14 protein-coding genes are annotated in these 18,302 nt (G+C 51.3%); 11 read left to right on the top strand and 3 right to left on the bottom strand.

The features are described 5' to 3' along the window. The first annotated feature begins 34 nt into the window (after nt 1-34). The 8 genes from ACKGJP_RS19770 to ACKGJP_RS19735 all read left to right on the top strand — a co-directional run bounded on the left by ACKGJP_RS19770 (nt 35) and on the right by ACKGJP_RS19735 (nt 11,792). Complete coding sequence (locus ACKGJP_RS19770) at nt 35-1,255, top strand: MFS transporter (RefSeq protein WP_409340536.1); 1,221 nt, start codon at nt 35-37, stop codon at nt 1,253-1,255. A 57-nt stretch (nt 1,256-1,312) separates the two neighbouring features. Beyond that, entirely contained in the window at nt 1,313-3,034 is a 1,722-nt protein-coding gene (locus ACKGJP_RS19765) for a dihydroxy-acid dehydratase (protein ID WP_409340535.1), read from the top strand. 146 nt (nt 3,035-3,180) lie between these two features. Further along, nucleotides 3,181-4,329, top strand: a complete 1,149-nt coding sequence (locus ACKGJP_RS19760; RefSeq protein WP_409340534.1) for a Gfo/Idh/MocA family protein — start codon at nt 3,181-3,183, stop codon at nt 4,327-4,329. A gap of 36 nt (nt 4,330-4,365) precedes the next feature. Beyond that, a complete protein-coding gene (locus tag ACKGJP_RS19755) occupies nt 4,366-6,084 on the top strand; it encodes an extracellular solute-binding protein (RefSeq protein ID WP_409340533.1) in 1,719 nt (572 codons plus the stop codon). A gap of 91 nt (nt 6,085-6,175) precedes the next feature. Next, nucleotides 6,176-7,141: an ABC transporter permease gene (locus tag ACKGJP_RS19750; protein ID WP_409340532.1), complete on the top strand. Its 966-nt coding sequence runs from the start codon at nt 6,176-6,178 to the stop codon at nt 7,139-7,141. A gap of 14 nt (nt 7,142-7,155) precedes the next feature. Next, nucleotides 7,156-8,037, top strand: a complete 882-nt coding sequence (locus ACKGJP_RS19745; RefSeq protein ID WP_409340531.1) for a carbohydrate ABC transporter permease — start codon at nt 7,156-7,158, stop codon at nt 8,035-8,037. A gap of 186 nt (nt 8,038-8,223) precedes the next feature. Then, nucleotides 8,224-9,957, top strand: a complete 1,734-nt coding sequence (locus ACKGJP_RS19740; RefSeq protein WP_409340530.1) for an ABC transporter ATP-binding protein — start codon at nt 8,224-8,226, stop codon at nt 9,955-9,957. Beyond that, a complete protein-coding gene (locus tag ACKGJP_RS19735; protein WP_409340529.1) occupies nt 9,954-11,792 on the top strand; it encodes an ABC transporter ATP-binding protein in 1,839 nt (612 codons plus the stop codon). Before ACKGJP_RS19740 ends, ACKGJP_RS19735 begins: the two co-directional genes overlap by 4 nt. An 81-nt stretch (nt 11,793-11,873) precedes the next feature. On the opposite strand, the gene ACKGJP_RS19730 is transcribed toward ACKGJP_RS19735, so the two are convergent. Then, nucleotides 11,874-12,650, bottom strand: a complete 777-nt coding sequence (locus tag ACKGJP_RS19730) for an SDR family NAD(P)-dependent oxidoreductase (protein WP_409340528.1) — start codon at nt 12,648-12,650, stop codon at nt 11,874-11,876. A gap of 209 nt (nt 12,651-12,859) precedes the next feature. Between ACKGJP_RS19730 and ACKGJP_RS19725 the strand changes: the two genes are divergently transcribed. Both ACKGJP_RS19725 and ACKGJP_RS19720 read left to right on the top strand, forming a co-directional pair. After that, entirely contained in the window at nt 12,860-14,047 is a 1,188-nt protein-coding gene (locus tag ACKGJP_RS19725) for a M20 family metallopeptidase (protein WP_409340527.1), read from the top strand. A 171-nt stretch (nt 14,048-14,218) separates the two neighbouring features. Next, on the top strand, nt 14,219-15,388 hold the full coding sequence (locus tag ACKGJP_RS19720) for an MFS transporter (protein WP_409340526.1): 1,170 nt from the start codon (nt 14,219-14,221) through the stop codon (nt 15,386-15,388). Nucleotides 15,389-15,477: 89 nt separating this feature from the next. On the opposite strand, the gene ACKGJP_RS19715 is transcribed toward ACKGJP_RS19720, so the two are convergent. Then, nucleotides 15,478-16,119 carry a helix-turn-helix transcriptional regulator gene (locus tag ACKGJP_RS19715; protein WP_409340525.1) on the bottom strand — a complete coding sequence of 214 codons (642 nt, stop codon included), beginning with the start codon at nt 16,117-16,119 and terminating at the stop codon, nt 15,478-15,480. Nucleotides 16,120-16,403: 284 nt separating this feature from the next. On the opposite strand from ACKGJP_RS19715, the gene ACKGJP_RS19710 reads away from it, so the two are divergent. Beyond that, the gene (locus ACKGJP_RS19710) at nt 16,404-16,685 is read left to right on the top strand and encodes a HesB/YadR/YfhF family protein (protein ID WP_409340524.1); all 282 of its coding nucleotides are present in this window, start codon (nt 16,404-16,406) and stop codon (nt 16,683-16,685) included. A gap of 95 nt (nt 16,686-16,780) precedes the next feature. Here the strand turns inward: ACKGJP_RS19710 and ACKGJP_RS19705 are convergent, their stop codons facing one another. Next, entirely contained in the window at nt 16,781-18,145 is a 1,365-nt protein-coding gene (locus ACKGJP_RS19705) for an FAD-binding oxidoreductase (protein ID WP_409340523.1), read from the bottom strand. Between the last annotated feature and the right edge of the window lie 157 nt (nt 18,146-18,302).

The raw sequence follows: 18,302 nt of genomic DNA, 5'->3' as shown, positions 1-18,302 counted from the left end.
CTCTAGACGATCTTCGCTAAAGAGAGGAGCGCAAGTGAATCCGCCAACCGACTGTGGCGCAGACGCCGGGAAAATATGGTCCAGGCCGTTTGCCGTACTTGCCTTGTGCAATTTATTGGTATTCATCAATCTGCATATGATTCTTCCTACGCTGCCTTCCTATGTAAAACATACTTTTCGTGCGGATGATTGGGTTGCCGGTTCGATCACGAGCGTTTTCGCTTTTACTGCAATCATCTCGCGTTTGTTCGCCGCAAAGGTGGTACAGAAACAAAGAAATTATTCGATCGTCGTTTGGGGATTGGCCGTAACGATCTTGTCGGGAGCCGGATATTTATGGACGGACGGCATCGTTTGGGTGCTGCTGTTTAGAGCTTTTTCCGGCATCGGTTTCGGTATAACCAGTACGCTATTTGCGACGATGGCAACGGATGTTCTGCCTTACAAACGCATGGGAGAAGGGATGGGGATTTTCGGCTTATCCATCAGCATTGCCATGTCGGTCGGTCCGCTCATTGGATTGCGGCTTCTGAATGAATGGGGAATGGAGCCGCTCATGACCGCCTCAATGGCTGCACCGCTGCTTGCGCTCGGCCTGCTGCCTCTTGTACGGCCGCTTCGTACTGCCGGTGGGGCACCCCTGGCGGCTGCTGAAAACAAAGATTCCGGCCAAGCATTTGCCTTGCTGTCCGTCCCCATGCTGTTGAATCTTTTGTTGGCGGTTGTTCACGGCGGAATTATCAGCTTCCTTGCGCTTTACGGCGTACAAGCGGGTATCGCGCATGTCAGTTTGTTTTTTCTTATTTTCACTTTGGCGATCGTAAGCGCTCGTGCGTTTGTCGGAAGATGGGACGACCGGTTCGGAAACGCGGGTATTTTGACTGCCGGTGCGGTCTCGGTTATTGCATGCGTCTTATTCCTTTCAAGCGCTGCTTCCTTATGGTCAATCCTAGCAGGGTCCATCTGTTACGGAATAGGCTACGGAAGCATCCGCTCCTGTTTGCAAACGTGGATGGTCAAGGCTGTCCCCGTGTCCAAAAGGGGATTAGCCAACGGGATGTATTTCAACTCCCTTGACTTCGGCGTTGCATCGGGCGCCATGCTGCTTGGCCTAGTCGCCTCGTTTACCGGATATGCCGCGATGTACCGTTACTCGTCGCTCTTGATGATTGCATTTCTAGCGTGCCTTCTGGTTCAAGCGGCCAGAAAAAAGAGGTTCATCCATAAACGTATGGATGCCGGAGGAGACGCTTGATCTACCGGCTCCTGAACAATAAGCGGATTGACTTTATGGAGAAGGAGGATCGACTCAATGCGGCTTAGAAGCGAACAATGGTTCCAACATGAGAATGCGGAGACGCGTTTCCAGCATCTTTCCGCGATGCGAGCCTGCGGCCACGATCCCGAGTCGTTCGCAGGCAAGGCAATCATCGGCATTTTTAATTCATGGAATGATCTGAACAGCTGCAACGCCCCTCATCGCGAGCTAGTGGAGTACGTGAAACGAGGAGTGTTGATGGCTGGAGGATACCCGGTCGAGATGCATACGATTTCCACGCCGGCCGATTTCATGAAGCCTTCCGATCTGCCTTACCGGAATTTGATGGCCATGGATGTGGAGGAAACGATCCGATCACTTCCGATTGACGGGGTGGTGCTGCTATGCGAATGCGACAAAACGACTCCGGCGCAGCTGATGGCTGCAGCCAGCTGCGATCTGCCGGCACTTCAGCTGGCGGCCGGGCATCGCGCATCGGGCGTCTTTCGCGGCAAGAAGGTCAATTACGGCACGGACCTGTGGAGATATTTCGAGGATTATCAGGCCGGAGAACTGAGCCGCGAGGATATGAACGAGTTGGAAGCCTGCATTTCCTGCACGAAGGGCGGTTGCCCGGTCATGGGGACGGCTTCCACGATGAAGAGCATGTCCGAGATGCTCGGCATGATGCTTCCCGGTACCTCAAGCATTCCGGCTACGCATGTCTCCCGGCAAACAGCCGCGGAACAAACGGGGAGACGGATTGTAGGTATGGTACGCGAGCGGTTGACGCCATCCGACTTAATGACCGAAGACGCCTTCCGCAATGCGATCAAGCTGCTCGCGGCAATCGGCGGATCCACGAATGCGGCGCTCCATTTGACGGCGATTGCGGGAAGGCTTGGGATTACGATACCGCTCGAATGGTACGAGGAATATTCGCGGGATATCCCGCTGCTTGTGAACCTGCAGCCGAGCGGCAGCGGCAGTATGGACGATTTCTATGAAGCGGGAGGCTTGGCGGCCGTAATTCATCAGCTCTTGCCCGAGTTGGAAGGCAGCTGCTTGACGGCGCTGGGCACTCCGCTCGCCGAAACGTATCGGGAAGGAACGAAAAACCCGCAAATCATATCCGGTCTGAACGAACCGTTCAAGGAACGATCCGGTCTCGTCGTGCTGAAGGGCAATCTAAGTCCGAACGGTGCGGTTCTCAAACGATCGGCCAGCTCGCTCGGATTGGACAAGCATCGAGGCCAAGCGGTTGTCTTTGACGATTACGAGGAGATGTTGAAGCAACTGGATAGCGACGAGCTGCAGGTCGACGAACAATCGGTGCTCGTGCTTCGCAATTACGGCCCGATCGGGATGGGGATGCCGGAGTGGGGCTCCATACCGATTCCGCGCAAATTGCTGCAGCAAGGCGTTCGCGATATGGTGCGGATCAGCGACGCCCGCATGAGCGGCACCAGCTACGGGACGGTCATTCTGCACGTTTCGCCTGAAGCGCAAGCCGGCGGACTGCTGGCGGTTGTGGAGAATGGCGATTGGATCGAAGTCGACGTCGAACGCGGAACGCTGCAGCTGGACGTGCCCGATGAAACGATAAGGGCCCGCTTGAAAGCGTGGACACCGGCACCGCGGCGAAACGTTCGGGGATACCTGCGAATGTTCGAGGATCACGTGCTGCAGCCTCATGAAGGATGCGACTTGGATTTTCTGCGTCCCAACAGCAAGGAAGAGGCGGTATTCGTTCCGCCCGTTGTAGGGAGAGGGTAACGGATCGTACTAGCAAGCGTTAGCAGAAAGCCATGAAAGCGCTTAAACAACCTTTCTTGACGAGGTGTAAATAAAGAAAATACAATGATAGTTCAATATAATGAAAATAATTCAATATATTGAACATTATGATCGGGAGGATAAATATGACGATTAAAGTAGGGATCGTAGGAGCGCGCGGGCTCAGTACGCTTCAAGGTTTCCAGAGTTGTCCCGATACGGAGGTTGTAGCGCTTTGCGATCTGGATGGCGAGTATCTCCAGGAAGCGGCGCGCGAGCACGGAATACCCCGTACTTACCGAATTTTCGAAGATATGCTGGAATCGGACATCGATGCCGTAGTCATTTCAACCCCAATGCAGCTTCACGTACCGCAGACGATCGCGGCTCTCCAGGCAGGCAAGCATGTGCTCTGTGAAGTTACGGCGGGAGTCACGATGGACGAACTATGGTGGCTGAAAGAAACCGTGGAATCGTCTAATAGCGTTTATATGATGGCGGAAAACTATTGCTACATTCCGGAAAATCAGCTTATCGCCAATATGGTGAAGGATGGCTTGTTGGGCGACGTTTACTTTGGCGAAGGGGAATATGTACACGACGTCCGCAGATTGGCGTATCAATTTAACCGTGTTGACGCGGCAGAACAATCCGCACCGACGTGGCGCAAGTATTGGCAGCTCGGCAAGCGAGGGAACTTCTATCCGACGCATAGCCTCGGGCCGGTCATGAAATGGTTTGAAGGCGACCGGATTCGCTCCGTTTCTTGCTTCGGTACAGGATGGCATACGGATTCCCGTTTCCGCCAAGAAGACACGACGATCACGCTTTGCCAGATGGAAAGCGGGAAGCTGATCAAGCTTCGCCACGATTGCATATCCAAGCGGCCGCTCAGTATCTATCACTCGCTGCAGGGAACGAAGGGATGCGTCGAAGGGCCGAGCTTTCTGGGCGACCAGGGCAGAGTGTGGCTGGAATCGATGGGCGGCGACACCGAGTATGAAAGAAAGTGGAGTCCGCTGAGCGACTTCCACGATTATTTGCCGGACCGTTACAAGAATGCGACGGAAGAGCAGAAAAATGCGCGTCATTGGGGAAGCGATTATTTTATCGTCGAGGACTTCGTAAATGCGGTCAAGGGCTTGGAAAAACCGGCGATCGATGTTTACGACGCCTGCGAATGGACGGCCGTGGCGCTGTTATCCGAGCTGTCCGTTATGAACGGCGGAAGAACGATGGATATGCCCGACTTCCGGAAGAGCGCTTCGTATGCGGATCAAATTATTAAACTGTAAGATGAGGGCAAGGAACAATTAAAGGGGGGAATGACATTGAAACTTTGGAAACGGATGACGGGGATTGGCGTTGCGGCTTTGCTGCTATTTATGGCAGCTTGTACGAACGGGTCAGGTTCAAAGCAGGGGGAAACGACATCGGAAGGCGCCAAAACCGGGGAGAAATCGTTATATACGATCAGGGTGCTGGTAACTTCGACGGGATCAACGGTCGTGAAGAAAAGCGACGAGACCCCCGTCGGCAAAGTGATTAAAGATAAATTCAACATCGTGTTTGAATTCATTCCTTTTAACGGCGACTATCGGGATAAGCTGAACATGATGCTCGCTTCCGGAGACTATCCGGAGCTACTGCGCGTAGAACGTCAGGATTTAGTAACGAAATTCATCAATGCAGGCGCCGCGCTGCCTCTGGACGATTATTTGAAGGATGCCAAACATTTCAACGAGGCCAATAAGGCTTCCATTCCTTTTTGGCGGCTGCCTGCGAGCGACGGCAAATTGTACAAATGGGAAACGAACGTTCCGCAGGATGTCAACAATTTTTGCGAATGCCAAGATATAGCCATTCGTAACGATGTACTCAAGGAACAGGGCTATCCGAAGCTGCTGAGCACGGATGATTATGTGGAATTCCTGAAGAAAGCGATAGCTGCGCATCCGACGACGAACGGCAAGAAAACGCTCGGGGTTGTCGCTCCTTTTGCAGAGTCATGGGGGATGGCCGGCATTATGCCCATTCTGTACGAAAAAGGGGATAAGTATATCTCGGTCGGCAACGAAGGGGTAATCTTCAATATCAAAGACCAGAAATTCGAAGATATGCTTTTGAACGCGTATACGAAGGAATCGTACCAGTTCTTCAATAAATTGTACCGGGAGGGGCTGCTCGACAACGAAAGCTTCACGGATACGCTCACCCAAGTGACGGAGAAAATCAATTCCGGCCAAGCGTTAGGCTACTATTACACGATGTGGATCAAAGATACGGTCAACAAGACGCTGGAAAAAGGGGGGCATCCGGAGCTCGGTTACGTCCAGCTGCCGATCCAGACAAATACGATGGTCAAGGAAGGACAGAAGAAAAATCTTCGTTTAGAGACGGTGCGTCCGTACGACTCCGTCATCATCACGAAAAACGCCAAGGATCCGAAGCGGATTTTCGAGCTGATCGATTGGGTTTCTTCCGAGGAAGGGCAGATCCTGCTTCAATCCGGCGTAGAAGGGGTTCATTACAAGCGGATCGATGGCAAACGGGTGCTGACCGACGAATTTAAAAAAGGATACCAGGAGGACCCGAATTATTTATCTAAGCAAGGCATTGGTGCCGGCATGTCGTTCCTGGGCTTTAGGTGGCTTACGGCGAAGGATAACCAGCCTTACAATCTCTTGAACGAAACCGCGGCTTCCGACGAATTCTCCTTGACCAAGACGGTGGCGGATGCTTACAAGTCGCTCGGATGGGCCGACTCGAAGGATTGGTTCCGGAAGAACGGCGTACCGGCTCCGGGGGGACTGGCGAGCGGGATCATTATCGATCCTGCCAGCTCGGAGGGGATGATTTCTCAGAAAATCGTCGAGCTTCGCGTGAAAAATTCTGCGAAACTGGTTATGGCCAAGTCGGAAGCGGAATTCGAACAGATTTGGCAGGAGCTGATTAAGCAATATCAGGCTCTGAACCCGCAAAAAGTCGTCGATAAGTACAACCAGCTGTTCCAGCAGCAGCAAGCCAAAGTGAAAGAGTATATGAAATAACGAAACAATGGGGAATTTATTGAAGTCTACCTTGTAAATTCCCCATTTTTCTCTAATTTGGCGTTTGTCAGGAGAGGAGGGAATCGCGAGCATGGCGAAACAGGAAGCGCTGGCGATCGTCTCGGGAGCGGTACGGCAACCGAAAGCAACATGGATAAACAAAGCGTTCAGGCAAAAATATTTGTTTCTAATGATGGCTCCGGCGGTTCTGTTAACGGTCCTCTTTCATTATATACCGCTGTTCGGGTGGTTGATCGCCTTCAAAAATTATCAGGTGGGCATCAGTCTGTGGAAGGCGCCGTGGACCGGTCTTCAGCAGTTTAAAATGTTTTTCATGGAAAGCACCGATTTTATTTATTTAATTCGCAATACGCTCGTTATGAACGTATCGGTTATTATTTTGAACCTGACCGTCGCCTTGGTGTTCGCCATTTTGTTAAATGAGATTCGTCAGAAATGGTTCAAAAAAATCATTCAAACCGTCTCATTCTTCCCGTTCTTTGTTTCGTGGGTAATCGTGTATGCCATTATTCATGCGCTGCTTGGGGTTTCGACCGGGGCGATCAACGTGTCGCTGGTGAAGAACGGGATTCTCGAGCAAGGCATTAATGTGCTTGGGGATAAAGCGTTTTCATGGATTCTCATCATTTTTGTGGAGGGCTGGAAATACCTCGGCTACAACGGCGTTATTTATATGGCGGCAATCACGTCCATATCTTCCGAGCAGTACGAGGCGGCCGATATGGACGGAGCGGGACGGTTTAGAAAAATATGGCATATTACGGTGCCGAATTTAATGCCGACGCTCGTTATATTGTTGATTCTTAATATCGGCTGGGTGCTTAATTCCGATTTCGACCTTTTCTACCTGTTCACGAACCCGACCAACTGGGAGACGATGGAGGTTCTGGACATGTATATTTATAAATTCGGTCTCAAGCTCGGAAATTTCCCTTATGCAACGGCGGTCGGCATCATCAAGACGATTGTCAGCCTGCTTCTGGTCATCGGGGCCAACTGGCTGTCCAAGAAAATAACAGGCAAATCATTGCTGTAAAGGGGGGAGCTGTCGTGAGAAAAAGAACAGCGTTCGACCGGCTTTTTGATGCGGCCAACTATGTATGGATGTCGATTGTCGGGATTGTCATGCTCTTTCCTTTCTTGTATATCGCCAGCTACTCGCTCAGCGAAACGAGCAAATTGCCCCAAGGCTTGCTGTTGTTCCCTGCGGGCTTTACGCTTGACGCTTACGCGAAGGCGTTTGAAGATCCGGCTATCTTTCACAGCATATTGATTTCCGTCGGAAGAACGCTTCTGGGTCCGATCGTCATGATTTTCGTATCGTCGATGGCGGCCTATTGTTTGACGAGGGACGATTTGATAGCGGTTCGTTTTTGGCGCAAGTTCTTTGTGTTTACGATGTATTTATCCAGCGGGCTGATTCCCCTGTATGTTCTCATCGTTCAGCTGAATCTTTCCAAGACGTTCTGGGTGTATATCGTCATGACAGCCGTCAGCGTATTCAACATGATCCTTATCAAAACCTTCATTGAAAGCCTGCCGGATTCGCTGGAGGAAGCGGCGGTCGTGGACGGGGCGAACGATTTGACGGTATTTTGGAAGATTATTTTCCCGCTCTGTCTGCCCGTCATTGCCGCGGTCGTATTATTTTCGGCGGTGGGGCAGTGGAACAGCTTTATCGATACGCAGCTGTACAATGCGATGAATCCCGAACTCTTCACGCTGCAGTATGTGCTCTACCAAACGCTTTCCAACGCGAACAACGCGAGCCTGATGCAATCGGGGGCCATGAACGCAAACGCCAATACGGTTACGCCGGAGGGCTTGAAGATGGCGATCACGATGATTACAGTACTGCCCATTATGCTGGTATATCCGTTCTTGCAGCGATATTTTATTTCCGGGATGCTGGTCGGTTCGGTTAAAGGGTAAATGGAACTTGGCAGCGGTCTCCGACGAAGAGCAAGGAAAACCTTGCTCTTCGTCGGACCTATAAATGAAGATTCGGTTGCTGCACGAGCTTACTTTCTTGAAGAAGCGAAGATGCGGACGATCTTCTTCGAGTTTGGTCAAAAAGAGTTAAATAGTTAGTCGACTAAATAGCGGAGGGCTGCAATTTTGTGGAAGTTGCGATCGTTTTTTAAACCGTATTGGGCGTTTACGTTGCTCGCTCCGCTGCTGATGCTGCTGGAGGTCTGTATGGATTTGCTGCAGCCGAAGCTGATGGCAAGCATCATCAACGATGGCGTCATGAAGAGCGAGCTTTCGCCTATATGGAATACAGGGTTAGTCATGATAAGTGTTGCTCTGGTGGGAATTGTCGGCGGCGTAGGCTGCACGGTATTTTCGACTATCGCTTCACAAAGATTTGCCGCCGATTTGCGGCTGCGGTTGTTCCGTAAGGTACAGACGTTCTCGTTCGCGCGTCTCGACCGGTTTACATCCGGAACGCTCATCACCCGGTTGACGGGAGACGTCATGCAACTGCAGAACACGGTGCAAATGATGCTCCGCATCTTGGTACGGAGCCTCGGGCTCATTATCGGCAGCATCGTGATGGCAATCGCGATCAGTCCCAAGCTGTCGCTCGTCCTGTTGTTTACAGTGCCGCTGATGGTTATCGTGCTGTATGCCGTTGCCCGGATCTCGCTGCCGCAATATGCGCGTATGCAGCAAAAGCTAGACGGATTGAATACGGTCATACAAGAAAATTTGTCGGGTATCCGCGTCGTGAAAGCGTTCGTTCGCGGCAGCTATGAACGGCAAAGGTTCGAAGGTACGAACGGCAGCCATTTGGAAGCCGCATTAAAGGCGGCGCGTACCGTCGCCGTCAACATGCCGCTGCTCATGCTTTTGCTGAACTTCGGCACCGTGGCCGCGCTTTGGTTCGGCGGCGCTCAGACATGGGCAGGCACGATGCCGGTTGGCGATTTGATCGCCTTTCTCAGTTATTTGGCGCAGCTGTTGATGTCGCTGATATGGATCGGCGGCATGCTGCCGCTCATTTCCCGCGCTCAAGTTTCGGCCGATCGTATCCATGAGGTGCTGGAGAGCGATCCGGGTATGGCCGATGCGGAAATCGCCGTCACTGACGCGGTCCGGGCAGGGGAGTTGACGTTCGATCGCGTCAGCTTTGCTTATGGCGCCGATTCGTCCAAACCGGTGCTGCAGGATATCACCTTTACGGTCAAACCCGGACGAACGATAGGCATTCTCGGCGCGACCGGTTCGGGCAAGTCGGCGCTTGCCAGCCTCATTCCGCGCCTGTATGACGTAACGGGCGGCCGAGTGATGATCGACGGTATCGATGTTCGCGACATGGCCGCCCGTCATTTGCGCAAATCGATCGGCATGGTGCTGCAGCAAGCGATTTTGTTTACCGGTACGATACGCGACAATATCCGGTACGGCAAGCCGGACGCTTCCGAGGAAGAAGTGAGAGCCGCGGCGGAAGCGGCGGATGCGCATGATTTCATTACGCAATTGCCGGAAGGTTATGACACGATGCTCGGCCAGCGCGGCGTCAATTTGTCGGGCGGCCAAAAGCAGCGGATCTCGATCGCCCGCGCGCTTCTGATGCGTCCGCGCATCCTTATTCTTGACGATAGCACAAGCGCTGTCGATACGGCGACGGAATCGCGCATTCGAAGTTCGTTGCGGCGCTTGATGACGCAAAGTACGTGTATCGTGATCGCACAACGCATCGCCTCGATCCGCGATGCCGACACGATCATCGTGCTGGAGAATGGGCGCGTTGCCGCCTCGGGTACGCATGAGCAGCTGGTGCTGACGAGCGACATCTATCGCGAAATCGACCGTTCTCAGGAATGGAAGGAGGACCTTTCTACATGAGCGAGCGGAATAGCGGCTTAGCAAGGGGAAAAGGCGATCCTGCAGATTTGTCCGCCGCACTCGGAGTGCCCGGCAGACGGAGAACGGATGAAGTCTCAAAAGGAAAAGCGCAAAATACGGCAGCCGCTTTGACGAGAGTGTGGCGGTATATTCGCCGCCAGCGGACAGGCCTGTTCGCTGTGATCGTCCTCGTTGCGGCCGGCACGGCCATGTCGCTTGCGGGGCCGTACTTGATCGGTATGGCGATTGACCGATATGTCATTCCACACGACAAGGAGGGACTTCTGAGCCTGTCCATCGTCCTCGCAGCTGTCTACGCTGGCGCGAGTGTCGTGACTTGGCTGCAGGCTTACGTGATGGCAGGCGTGTCCGGACGTACGGTGCGGGATATGCGCACCGACTTGTTCGCCCATTTGCAGCTGCTGCCTCTGCGGTTTTTCGACAAGCGAACGCATGGCGAGCTGATAAGCAGGACGACGAACGATATCGAGAACGTTTCGAATACGCTGAACCAAAGCTTGCCGCAGCTGATCGCAAGCATGCTTATGCTCACCGGTTCCCTTATCATGATGGCGCTATTGAACGGCTGGCTGACTGGAATTGCGCTCTTCACAATCCCTCTCGTCACGCTGCTCACCAAAGAGATTGCGAAGCGGACGAAGAGGCATTTTCAAGCGCAGCAGCAGCATTTGGGCGAATTGAACGGGATTACCGAGGAAACGATTTCCGGGCAAAAAGTCGTAAAGCTGTTCAATCGAGAAGACAAAGCGGCGGAGCAGTTTCAGGAGATCAACGCAAGGCTGACGGCTGTAGGAACGAGGGCGCAAATATTGTCGGGGATGATGGGGCCGATCATGAACATGATGAATCATGTGAGCTTTATCGTTCTTGCTGTCGCCGGCGGCTGGATGGCCTATCGCGGGTATACGTCGATTGGCGTCATCGTCAGCTTTCTCGCCTACTCGCGGCAGTTCAGCGGCCCGATCAACGATCTGGCCAATCAGTACAACATGATTCAATCCGGTATGGCCGGCGCCGAGCGCGTGTTCGAAACGCTGGACGAAGCGACGGAGTATGCAGGGGATGGGGAGGCTGTACAACCCGGCCCGGTTAAAGGGGAAGTGGCGTTTAAGAGCGTGACGTTTCGGTATGGCGAAGCGCCGACGCTGCGAAACGTTTCGTTTATTGCGGAACCGGGCGATGTCGTTGCGCTGGTCGGACCTACCGGGGCCGGCAAAACGACGATCATCAACCTGCTTACCCGTTTCTACGAAATCGAATCCGGCTCGATTACCATTGACGGGCAAGATATCCGCACATGGGACAAAAGCGGTCTGCGCCGCATGCTCGGTATCGTATTGCAGGATGCTTATCTATTCAGCGGTACCATTCGTGAGAATATAAGCTACGGTCGGCTCGATGCGACGGAAGAGGAAATGCGTGAAGCAGCCAGACTGGCGAAAGCCGACGATTTTATCATGAAGCTGCCGCAAGGCTACGATACGCCGCTTGCTGCCGAAGGTGGCAATGTGAGCCACGGCCAGCGCCAACTGATTACGATCGCCCGGGCGATTTTGGCCGATCCGTCGATACTGATTCTCGACGAAGCGACCAGCAGCATCGATACGCGTACGGAAATGCATATTCAGCAGGCGATGGCTGCTCTTATGAAAGGGCGCACCAGCTTCGTAATCGCCCACCGGTTGAGCACGATTCGCGACGCGAATCAAATTCTTGTGCTGCACGGCGGCGAAATCATCGAGCGAGGCACGCACGAGCAATTGCTTGCGGCCGGGGGATTTTATAGCGGACTGCATGCGAAGCAATTCGAGTAGTAGCGCCGGCTGCTGGCTGAAAGAAAAAAGAGCCTTAGAATCGCTTCTAAGGCTCATCATGACTGCTTTCCGGAACGGCTGTTACAAATCGCCTGCGTTTGCGAGATGTCCTCCATCCACGACAAGCGTCGTGCCGGTAATATAGGAGGCCTCGTCGGAAGCGAGAAACAGGAAAGCGTTTGCGGTTTCCTCAATGGTACCGAGACGGCGCATCGGCGTGCGTTCGGTTAGAACGAGACTTTCCGCTTGGCTTTCTTTCAGCTTGCGGTCGAGAGGCGTATCGATGAAGCCCGGCGCGACCGCATTGACGCGAATGCCGTACGGCGCCAAGTCGACGGCCATCGATTGCGTCAGCAGCACGACGCCGCCTTTGGATGCGTTGTAGTGCGCAAGCATGGCGCTGCCGGCCAAGCCGTTTTTGGAGGCCATATTAACGACAGATCCTTGGATGCCGGCCTCGATCATCCGTTTGCAAATGTTCTGGCTAAGGATGAACGTACCGTTCAGGTTGACGTCGATTATTTTCCTCCAGCGCTCGAGCGAAATGGAGGTGAAAGGCTCTCGTACCGCTATCCCGGCATTGTTAACCAGAATATCGACCCCTCCGAAACAGCTCCAGCTGAAATCGGCAGCCTGTTCCACCTGAGACGGATCGGATAAATCGCAAACGACGCTTCTTACTTCGGGTTGCGGCTGAACGTCTAATTGCTGCAGCTGCGCGGCTGCTGCAGCCAATTCGTCGGTGCGGACATCGAGCAGAATGACGCTGGCACCTTCTTGCACGAAGCGGGTGGCAACTCCTAAGCCGATCCCCTGGGCGGCGCCGGTTACAAGTGCGCGTTTTCCTTTAAGTCTCATTGCTATTCCTCCTTGGGATTCATACATGATTTACGGTTCTGTATATTGAACCAAGTTCAACAATTAAACTATAAAAGTTAAGATGTCCGTTTGTCAATTGATTTGTTTCTGTCGTAGCACCATTCGAAATCGATAGCTTTGTATTTTAAATCAATATCCGTATTTTGAATTTATAAGAAATCTGATGGATGCTAAGGAGTTGGAAACGAATGTCATTGCTGGATCAAGTAAGCGCCGAACGGATTACTGCCGATACGCTCGAGTTGGTTGGCATTGCGAGTCCCACAGGAGATACACGGGAGATGGCGGAGAAATACGAAGCTTTATTACGCAGCGTCGGCTGTCATGTGGAGCGATACGAATTCGTTCCGGGCAATCCGACTTTGGTTGCCGTTTATGGCAACGGTCCAGGCAAAACCTTGCTTTTCAACGGACATATGGATACGGTACCGCTGGCTCATGAGCCCGCTTGTGTGAAAGAAGGACGGGTTTATGGCAGAGGGGCGTGCGACATGAAAGGGTCGCTTGCCTGCATTGCGGAAGCGATCCGCGTACTGAGGGACAGCGGCACCCGATTGGCGGGCAAAATGATCATTGTCGCCAACAGCCTTCACGAAAGCCCCGGCGGTCATGGGGAAGATCTGATCGAATTGACGGAGAACGTCGAGCTTAAGGCAGACGCAGCCGTAGTGATGGAAGGGGCGTCATCCGACTGCACGATCGCCCAGTTCGGATCGGCAACGTTCGAGATTATCGTCCGGCGGGAAGGGGAGCCGAGCCACCAGTTGTATACCGTGCCGGGAACCCCGCATCCGGTCAACGTGACGGCAGCCATTATCGACAGCCTGAATGAGCTTAATCGAAGGCTCGAACAAGAATATGTCGAGGATATCGGTTACGCTTCATACTTCATCGGTTCGGTCCACAGCGGTCAATTTTATAATCAGCATCCGAACAGGGCCGAGCTGGTCGGCGTTCGGAGATACGGCCCGCAAACGACTTTCTCGGAAGTGGAGCGGGAGCTGCGTACGGAGCTTGACAAGATCGCAGCCCGATTCGCCGTTACGTTGGATGTGAAATTGACGAAGGTTAGAGACGGATATAGGATCGATAAGCATGATCCCGCCGTCGCAGCGCTGGTTGACGCCGTACGACAAGTAAAGAACAGGCCGCTGCCGCTCGCCGGGAAGAAAATCGTGACCGATGCCGGAATATTCGTGTCTCAGCTCGGCATACCGACGCTTTGTCACGGCCCCGATCAAAGCTCGGCTCACGCGGACGTGGAATTTGTAGAGATCAGCGAGCTTGAGGCGACGGTAAAGGTGTACTTGCAATTGATTGAGAACTACTTGTCGGGCGAAACGGGGGAGAACAATTTGATAGAACGAATGAAATAAGTTAAAATATCATGTTGGAAGTTGAATGTCTTTATGGTGAAGACATCAATTTAGCAAAGACAAATAGAGAGGGTGAGTCAATTGTCTAAAAAGCTTAGACAATTGAAAAACGTCTCCGTGTTTTCCTCGCTTCTAGATTAACATTCTAATTTAGAAGCGAGGAAAGTAACTATGGAGAACAAAAATATATTTACGGCATCATTTCTTCTGTTGTTTATGAGCAATTTTTTTGTATTTATTGGGTTTGAAATGCTGCTTCCCATTTTACCAGCCTATCTGTTAACGATTAATGCATCTTCCGTTCAAGTAGGATTGGTAACATCACTTTTTACCGTCGGCGCTGTGTTGATCAGGCCTTTTGTCGGGTACTATTTAATAGGAAATCGGCGAAAGCCGCTGGCAATTATCGCGTGCGCAGCTTTAATGATTTTTACAATCTTGTATCCGTTTCTCCAGTTTGTATGGCTGTTTCTATTGTTGCGAATCTTCCATGGCATTGCATGGGGGGGATCTACAACGGCTAACAGCACGATCGCGGTTGATTTGATCCCTAAGACGCGGTTGGGGGAAGGCATGGGTTATTTCTCCGTTTCCACAACAGTCGGAGCGATTATAGCCCCGAGTTTAGGGTTATATATATACGATTCTTATTCCTTTGTAGCTTTAATTTGGTCGTCTGCAATGATAAGTCTATTGGCAGTCATTACACTTTTATTCACACACGCACCAGAATCTGAAAAAGGTGAGAAACAACCGTTCCGATTCTTCCCTATGATTTTTGAAAAAGAGGCATGGTTTCCTGCATTGCTTGCGGTGATAAGTACACTTGCTTTTGGAGCCATTATTTCTTTCTTAGTTCTATTCGGTAAACAACAAGGGCTGTCTCACATTTTTCTGTTTTACCTTATTAATGCAACTGTGGCCACGATAATTCGCCCATTTACGGGTAAATGGTATGACAGGAAAGGCCCTTGGTCTATCATCATTAGTTCAGCTGTTCTGGGATTTTTATCCATGATCGTATTGTCATACGCAACAAATGATTTTCAATTAATTGTTGCCGCGATTCTATTTGGCGCTGGATATGGAACCGTCATGCCATCCCTACAAACGTGGGCCGTTCAGAAGGTGAGTAAAGAAAAAAGTGGCGCCGCTAATGCAACGTTTTTCTCCAGTTTCGATGTCGGCGTTGGAATAAGCGCATTTACACTAGGCATAGTAGCGAAATGGATTAGTGTAGGTTCAATCTTTAGGATGGTTAGCATAAGCTTTATTGTCGTTGCTGTTTTGGTTTTTAAGGATTATTTACAGGGAAAGAAAAAATGTAAGCCGATCTCGTAACAATCCAAACGCCAATCGATATGTTATACATCGATTGGCGTTTTTTTGAAAATAAGGTATGTTCCAAATGCAGGAAATGATTTGAAGTTCTAGGATTGGAGGTTGCGCGTCCGAATTCGATATACGCATTTTTTGCCGCCCTTGGCCAAGCATTCCGGACAGGTGACATCCGCATCCAGCAAAGCTTCGAACAAACGTAATTCGCATTGGCAGGCATGGGTGTACTGATTCGCGATTTGCGCGATCGGGCAGTTATGCTCAATCAGAACGTATTCGTGATCGCTATTTTTTTGCAATTCCGCCATGTAGCCGTTCTCGTTCTGGATGTCGGCAAGCGCGGATAATTTATCATGAAAGTCTTTGTCTACCATCATGTCTGCATACTTCTTATACAGCGTTTCTTTGCGGAGTTCGAACAATCGCTCGACCATACTCTCGCCCGATTCCTTCACCAGCTCGTCGAGCAAGTCGAGGGCGACAGCGTGATATTTATTCGGAAACAGCGCGTCGGCGCGATCGGTCAAATGGTACGCGGCAGTCGGCCTGCCCATCGGCTGCCGTATGATTCTCGATTCGATTAATCCGTCGCGCTCCAGCGTGTCGATATGACGGCGGACGGCTATGGACGTAATGTCCAGCCGATCCGTAAGTTCTTTGGCGGTAAGCTCGTCATTTGTTTTTAGCAAATGCAATATCGTATCACGGGTCGATAAATCGGCATTAGGCTGCAAAGGGATCACCACCTTATTTAGAACTGCATAGTACAATCGGGACTTATTTAAATTTTATTTATAAAAAGTATTTTAACACAATACATCAGGTTGACAAGTACGGCTGCGGAGCCGGCTTTCGGACCGCCGTTATCGGGGCAAAGCGGTAAAATGCGACTGATGCTGGCAAACGTATGGCCGGCTATGACATTATGTTTACATCTGCATCCATCGGAGCCTATAATCAGAAAAAGCAGTCTGCGTTATTAGGAACGGATAGAAGGATTCTTAAGGAGGATAACATTATGAAGCTGATCGTTACGGATGCCGCAGTGGATTGTTTCCGGAAGGATTGGGGGTATCGCGAGGGAGACTTCATACGTATTTATGTCAGGTACAGCGGTGGCGGGGAAGATGCATTCGCATTCGGCATTACGAGAGATGATCCGCGTTATCCCGCAATATCGAATGAATACGGCGGCATTACATTTTTCATCGAAGAAAACGATTTATGGCACCTAGATGGCCGCAATTTGACGATCGATTGCCGCCATGATGAAATCGGGTTTGTCCGCGGGGAGTTATAGGATTGCCGGAAGTGGTCATTATGAAGGAATGAATACATCCGATACAAAAACTCCGCTTCGATTAGGAAGCGGAGTTTTTGGCGGTTACAATGGGGCTAAGCCTGCGGCTCGATATTATGATTATGCCTGAAAAGGTTGGTCGGGTCGTATTTTTGCTTTAAGGCGGCCAATTTCCCGTAATTGTCCCCATATGTATCTATTGTAATTTGGCGGTCGTTCCGGACCGTATTCAGATAGGATGTTTTGCGAAGCGAAAACGGCAGCATCGCTTCATAAGCGGATTCGATCCATTCCTTGTATGTCTGCTCTTCTTCCATAGGATAATCGACATCGAAGCAAAGGAGAAACGATGCATCCCGAACGGCAAACGCTGTCGCGTCGGACGGTATCCGATTCATTTTGCCGTGGCATTCCCAGAATTGAACCAATAAGGACGGTCTCGGCAATTGCTCGATCTTAGCGAGCAGGGCGTCAATCGCTTCATCGTTGAACTCTTTAATGAACAGCGAGGTTCCTGCAACGGCGACATTTTTCGGCGCCGCGAGGTCGAACCTCGATTGCAGCTCCGTATATCGGACGATTCCCGTGTTATCCGAGATCGGTTGAGCCAATTCGCGCAGCGGTTGAACGGCCTGATCCCCATCGGCTTTATCTCCGGCATACAAACCGGCTATTACGATTACCCGCTTATTATGCAGCGACTCAGGCACACCTGGAGCGGCGGGCATTTGAAAGGTCATCATATTAAAGGATACTTCGTCGGGTGCCGTACGCAAAAAAGCTTGGGCATTACGCAAAACTTGTTTTGCATCCTTGTAATCGTACATGACGTCGACCGCCAGAACTTCAGGTCCAAGCGGATATAATTGAAATTCAAACGAAGTGACGATGCCGAAATTGCCTCCGCCGCCGCGTATAGCCCAATACAGATCGGGATTTTCCTGATCGCTGACCGTAATCGCTTCTCCATCGGCCGTAACCATACGAGCGGATACGATATTGTCGCTAGTCAAGCCGTATTTGCCTCTCAAATAACCGGTTCCGCCGCATAAAGCTAGTCCGGCGATGCCCGTTTCCGTAACGGTTCCGGTAGGTGTTACCATGCCGTATTTTTGGGTTTCCGCATCAACGTCGCCGAGCGTTGCCCCCGGTTCAACGATCACGACGCGGCGCTCTAATTCGACAGTCACCTTGCGCATTTCGGAAAAATCAACCATGATGCCGCCTTCGCATATCGCTGTTCCGGCTACATGATGGCCGCCGCCGCGAATCGTTAGCGCGATGCTTTTTTCTTTGGCAAATTTTACGGCAGCGACAGCATCGGAAGCGGCTTTGCAAACCAAAATCGCCGCGGGATGCTTATCGAAGGCGGTGTTCCAAATCTTTCTTCTATCGTTATAGTCTTCCTCGCCCGGTAAAATGAGACGTCCGATTAAATCAGCCTTTAATTGCTCGAACAAATGGTTTCCCTCCTAAGTATGGTGGATTGTCCGCTATACCGTTAAAGCTCTATAGTCAAAAGTTGGCAGCGGAGCTGTGATCATTATAGCTTACATAGTACACATAGTAAATATTAATATTTATAAAGTGTACTATGTTGCGTGTGCTCAAGTACCG

The organism is Paenibacillus litoralis (genome assembly GCF_046244365.1).
Lineage (GTDB): Bacteria > Bacillota > Bacilli > Paenibacillales > NBRC-103111 > Paenibacillus_V.
The sequence above is the reverse complement of the archived record's forward strand: the minus strand, read 5'-3'. Positions and strand labels throughout refer to the sequence as shown.

Bases quoted from the DNA above. Each gene is read 5' to 3' on its own strand.
- ACKGJP_RS19765 (WP_409340535.1), top strand. From the start codon at position 1,313: ATGCGGCTTAGAAGCGAACAATGGTTCCAACATGAGAATGCGGAGACG.
- ACKGJP_RS19760 (WP_409340534.1), top strand. From the start codon at position 3,181: ATGACGATTAAAGTAGGGATCGTAGGAGCGCGCGGGCTCAGTACGCTT.
- ACKGJP_RS19750 (WP_409340532.1), top strand. From the start codon at position 6,176: ATGGCGAAACAGGAAGCGCTGGCGATCGTCTCGGGAGCGGTACGGCAA.
- ACKGJP_RS19735 (WP_409340529.1), top strand. From the start codon at position 9,954: ATGAGCGAGCGGAATAGCGGCTTAGCAAGGGGAAAAGGCGATCCTGCA.
- ACKGJP_RS19730 (WP_409340528.1), bottom strand. From the start codon at position 12,650: ATGAGACTTAAAGGAAAACGCGCACTTGTAACCGGCGCCGCCCAGGGG.
- ACKGJP_RS19725 (WP_409340527.1), top strand. From the start codon at position 12,860: ATGTCATTGCTGGATCAAGTAAGCGCCGAACGGATTACTGCCGATACG.
- ACKGJP_RS19720 (WP_409340526.1), top strand. From the start codon at position 14,219: ATGGAGAACAAAAATATATTTACGGCATCATTTCTTCTGTTGTTTATG.
- ACKGJP_RS19710 (WP_409340524.1), top strand. From the start codon at position 16,404: ATGAAGCTGATCGTTACGGATGCCGCAGTGGATTGTTTCCGGAAGGAT.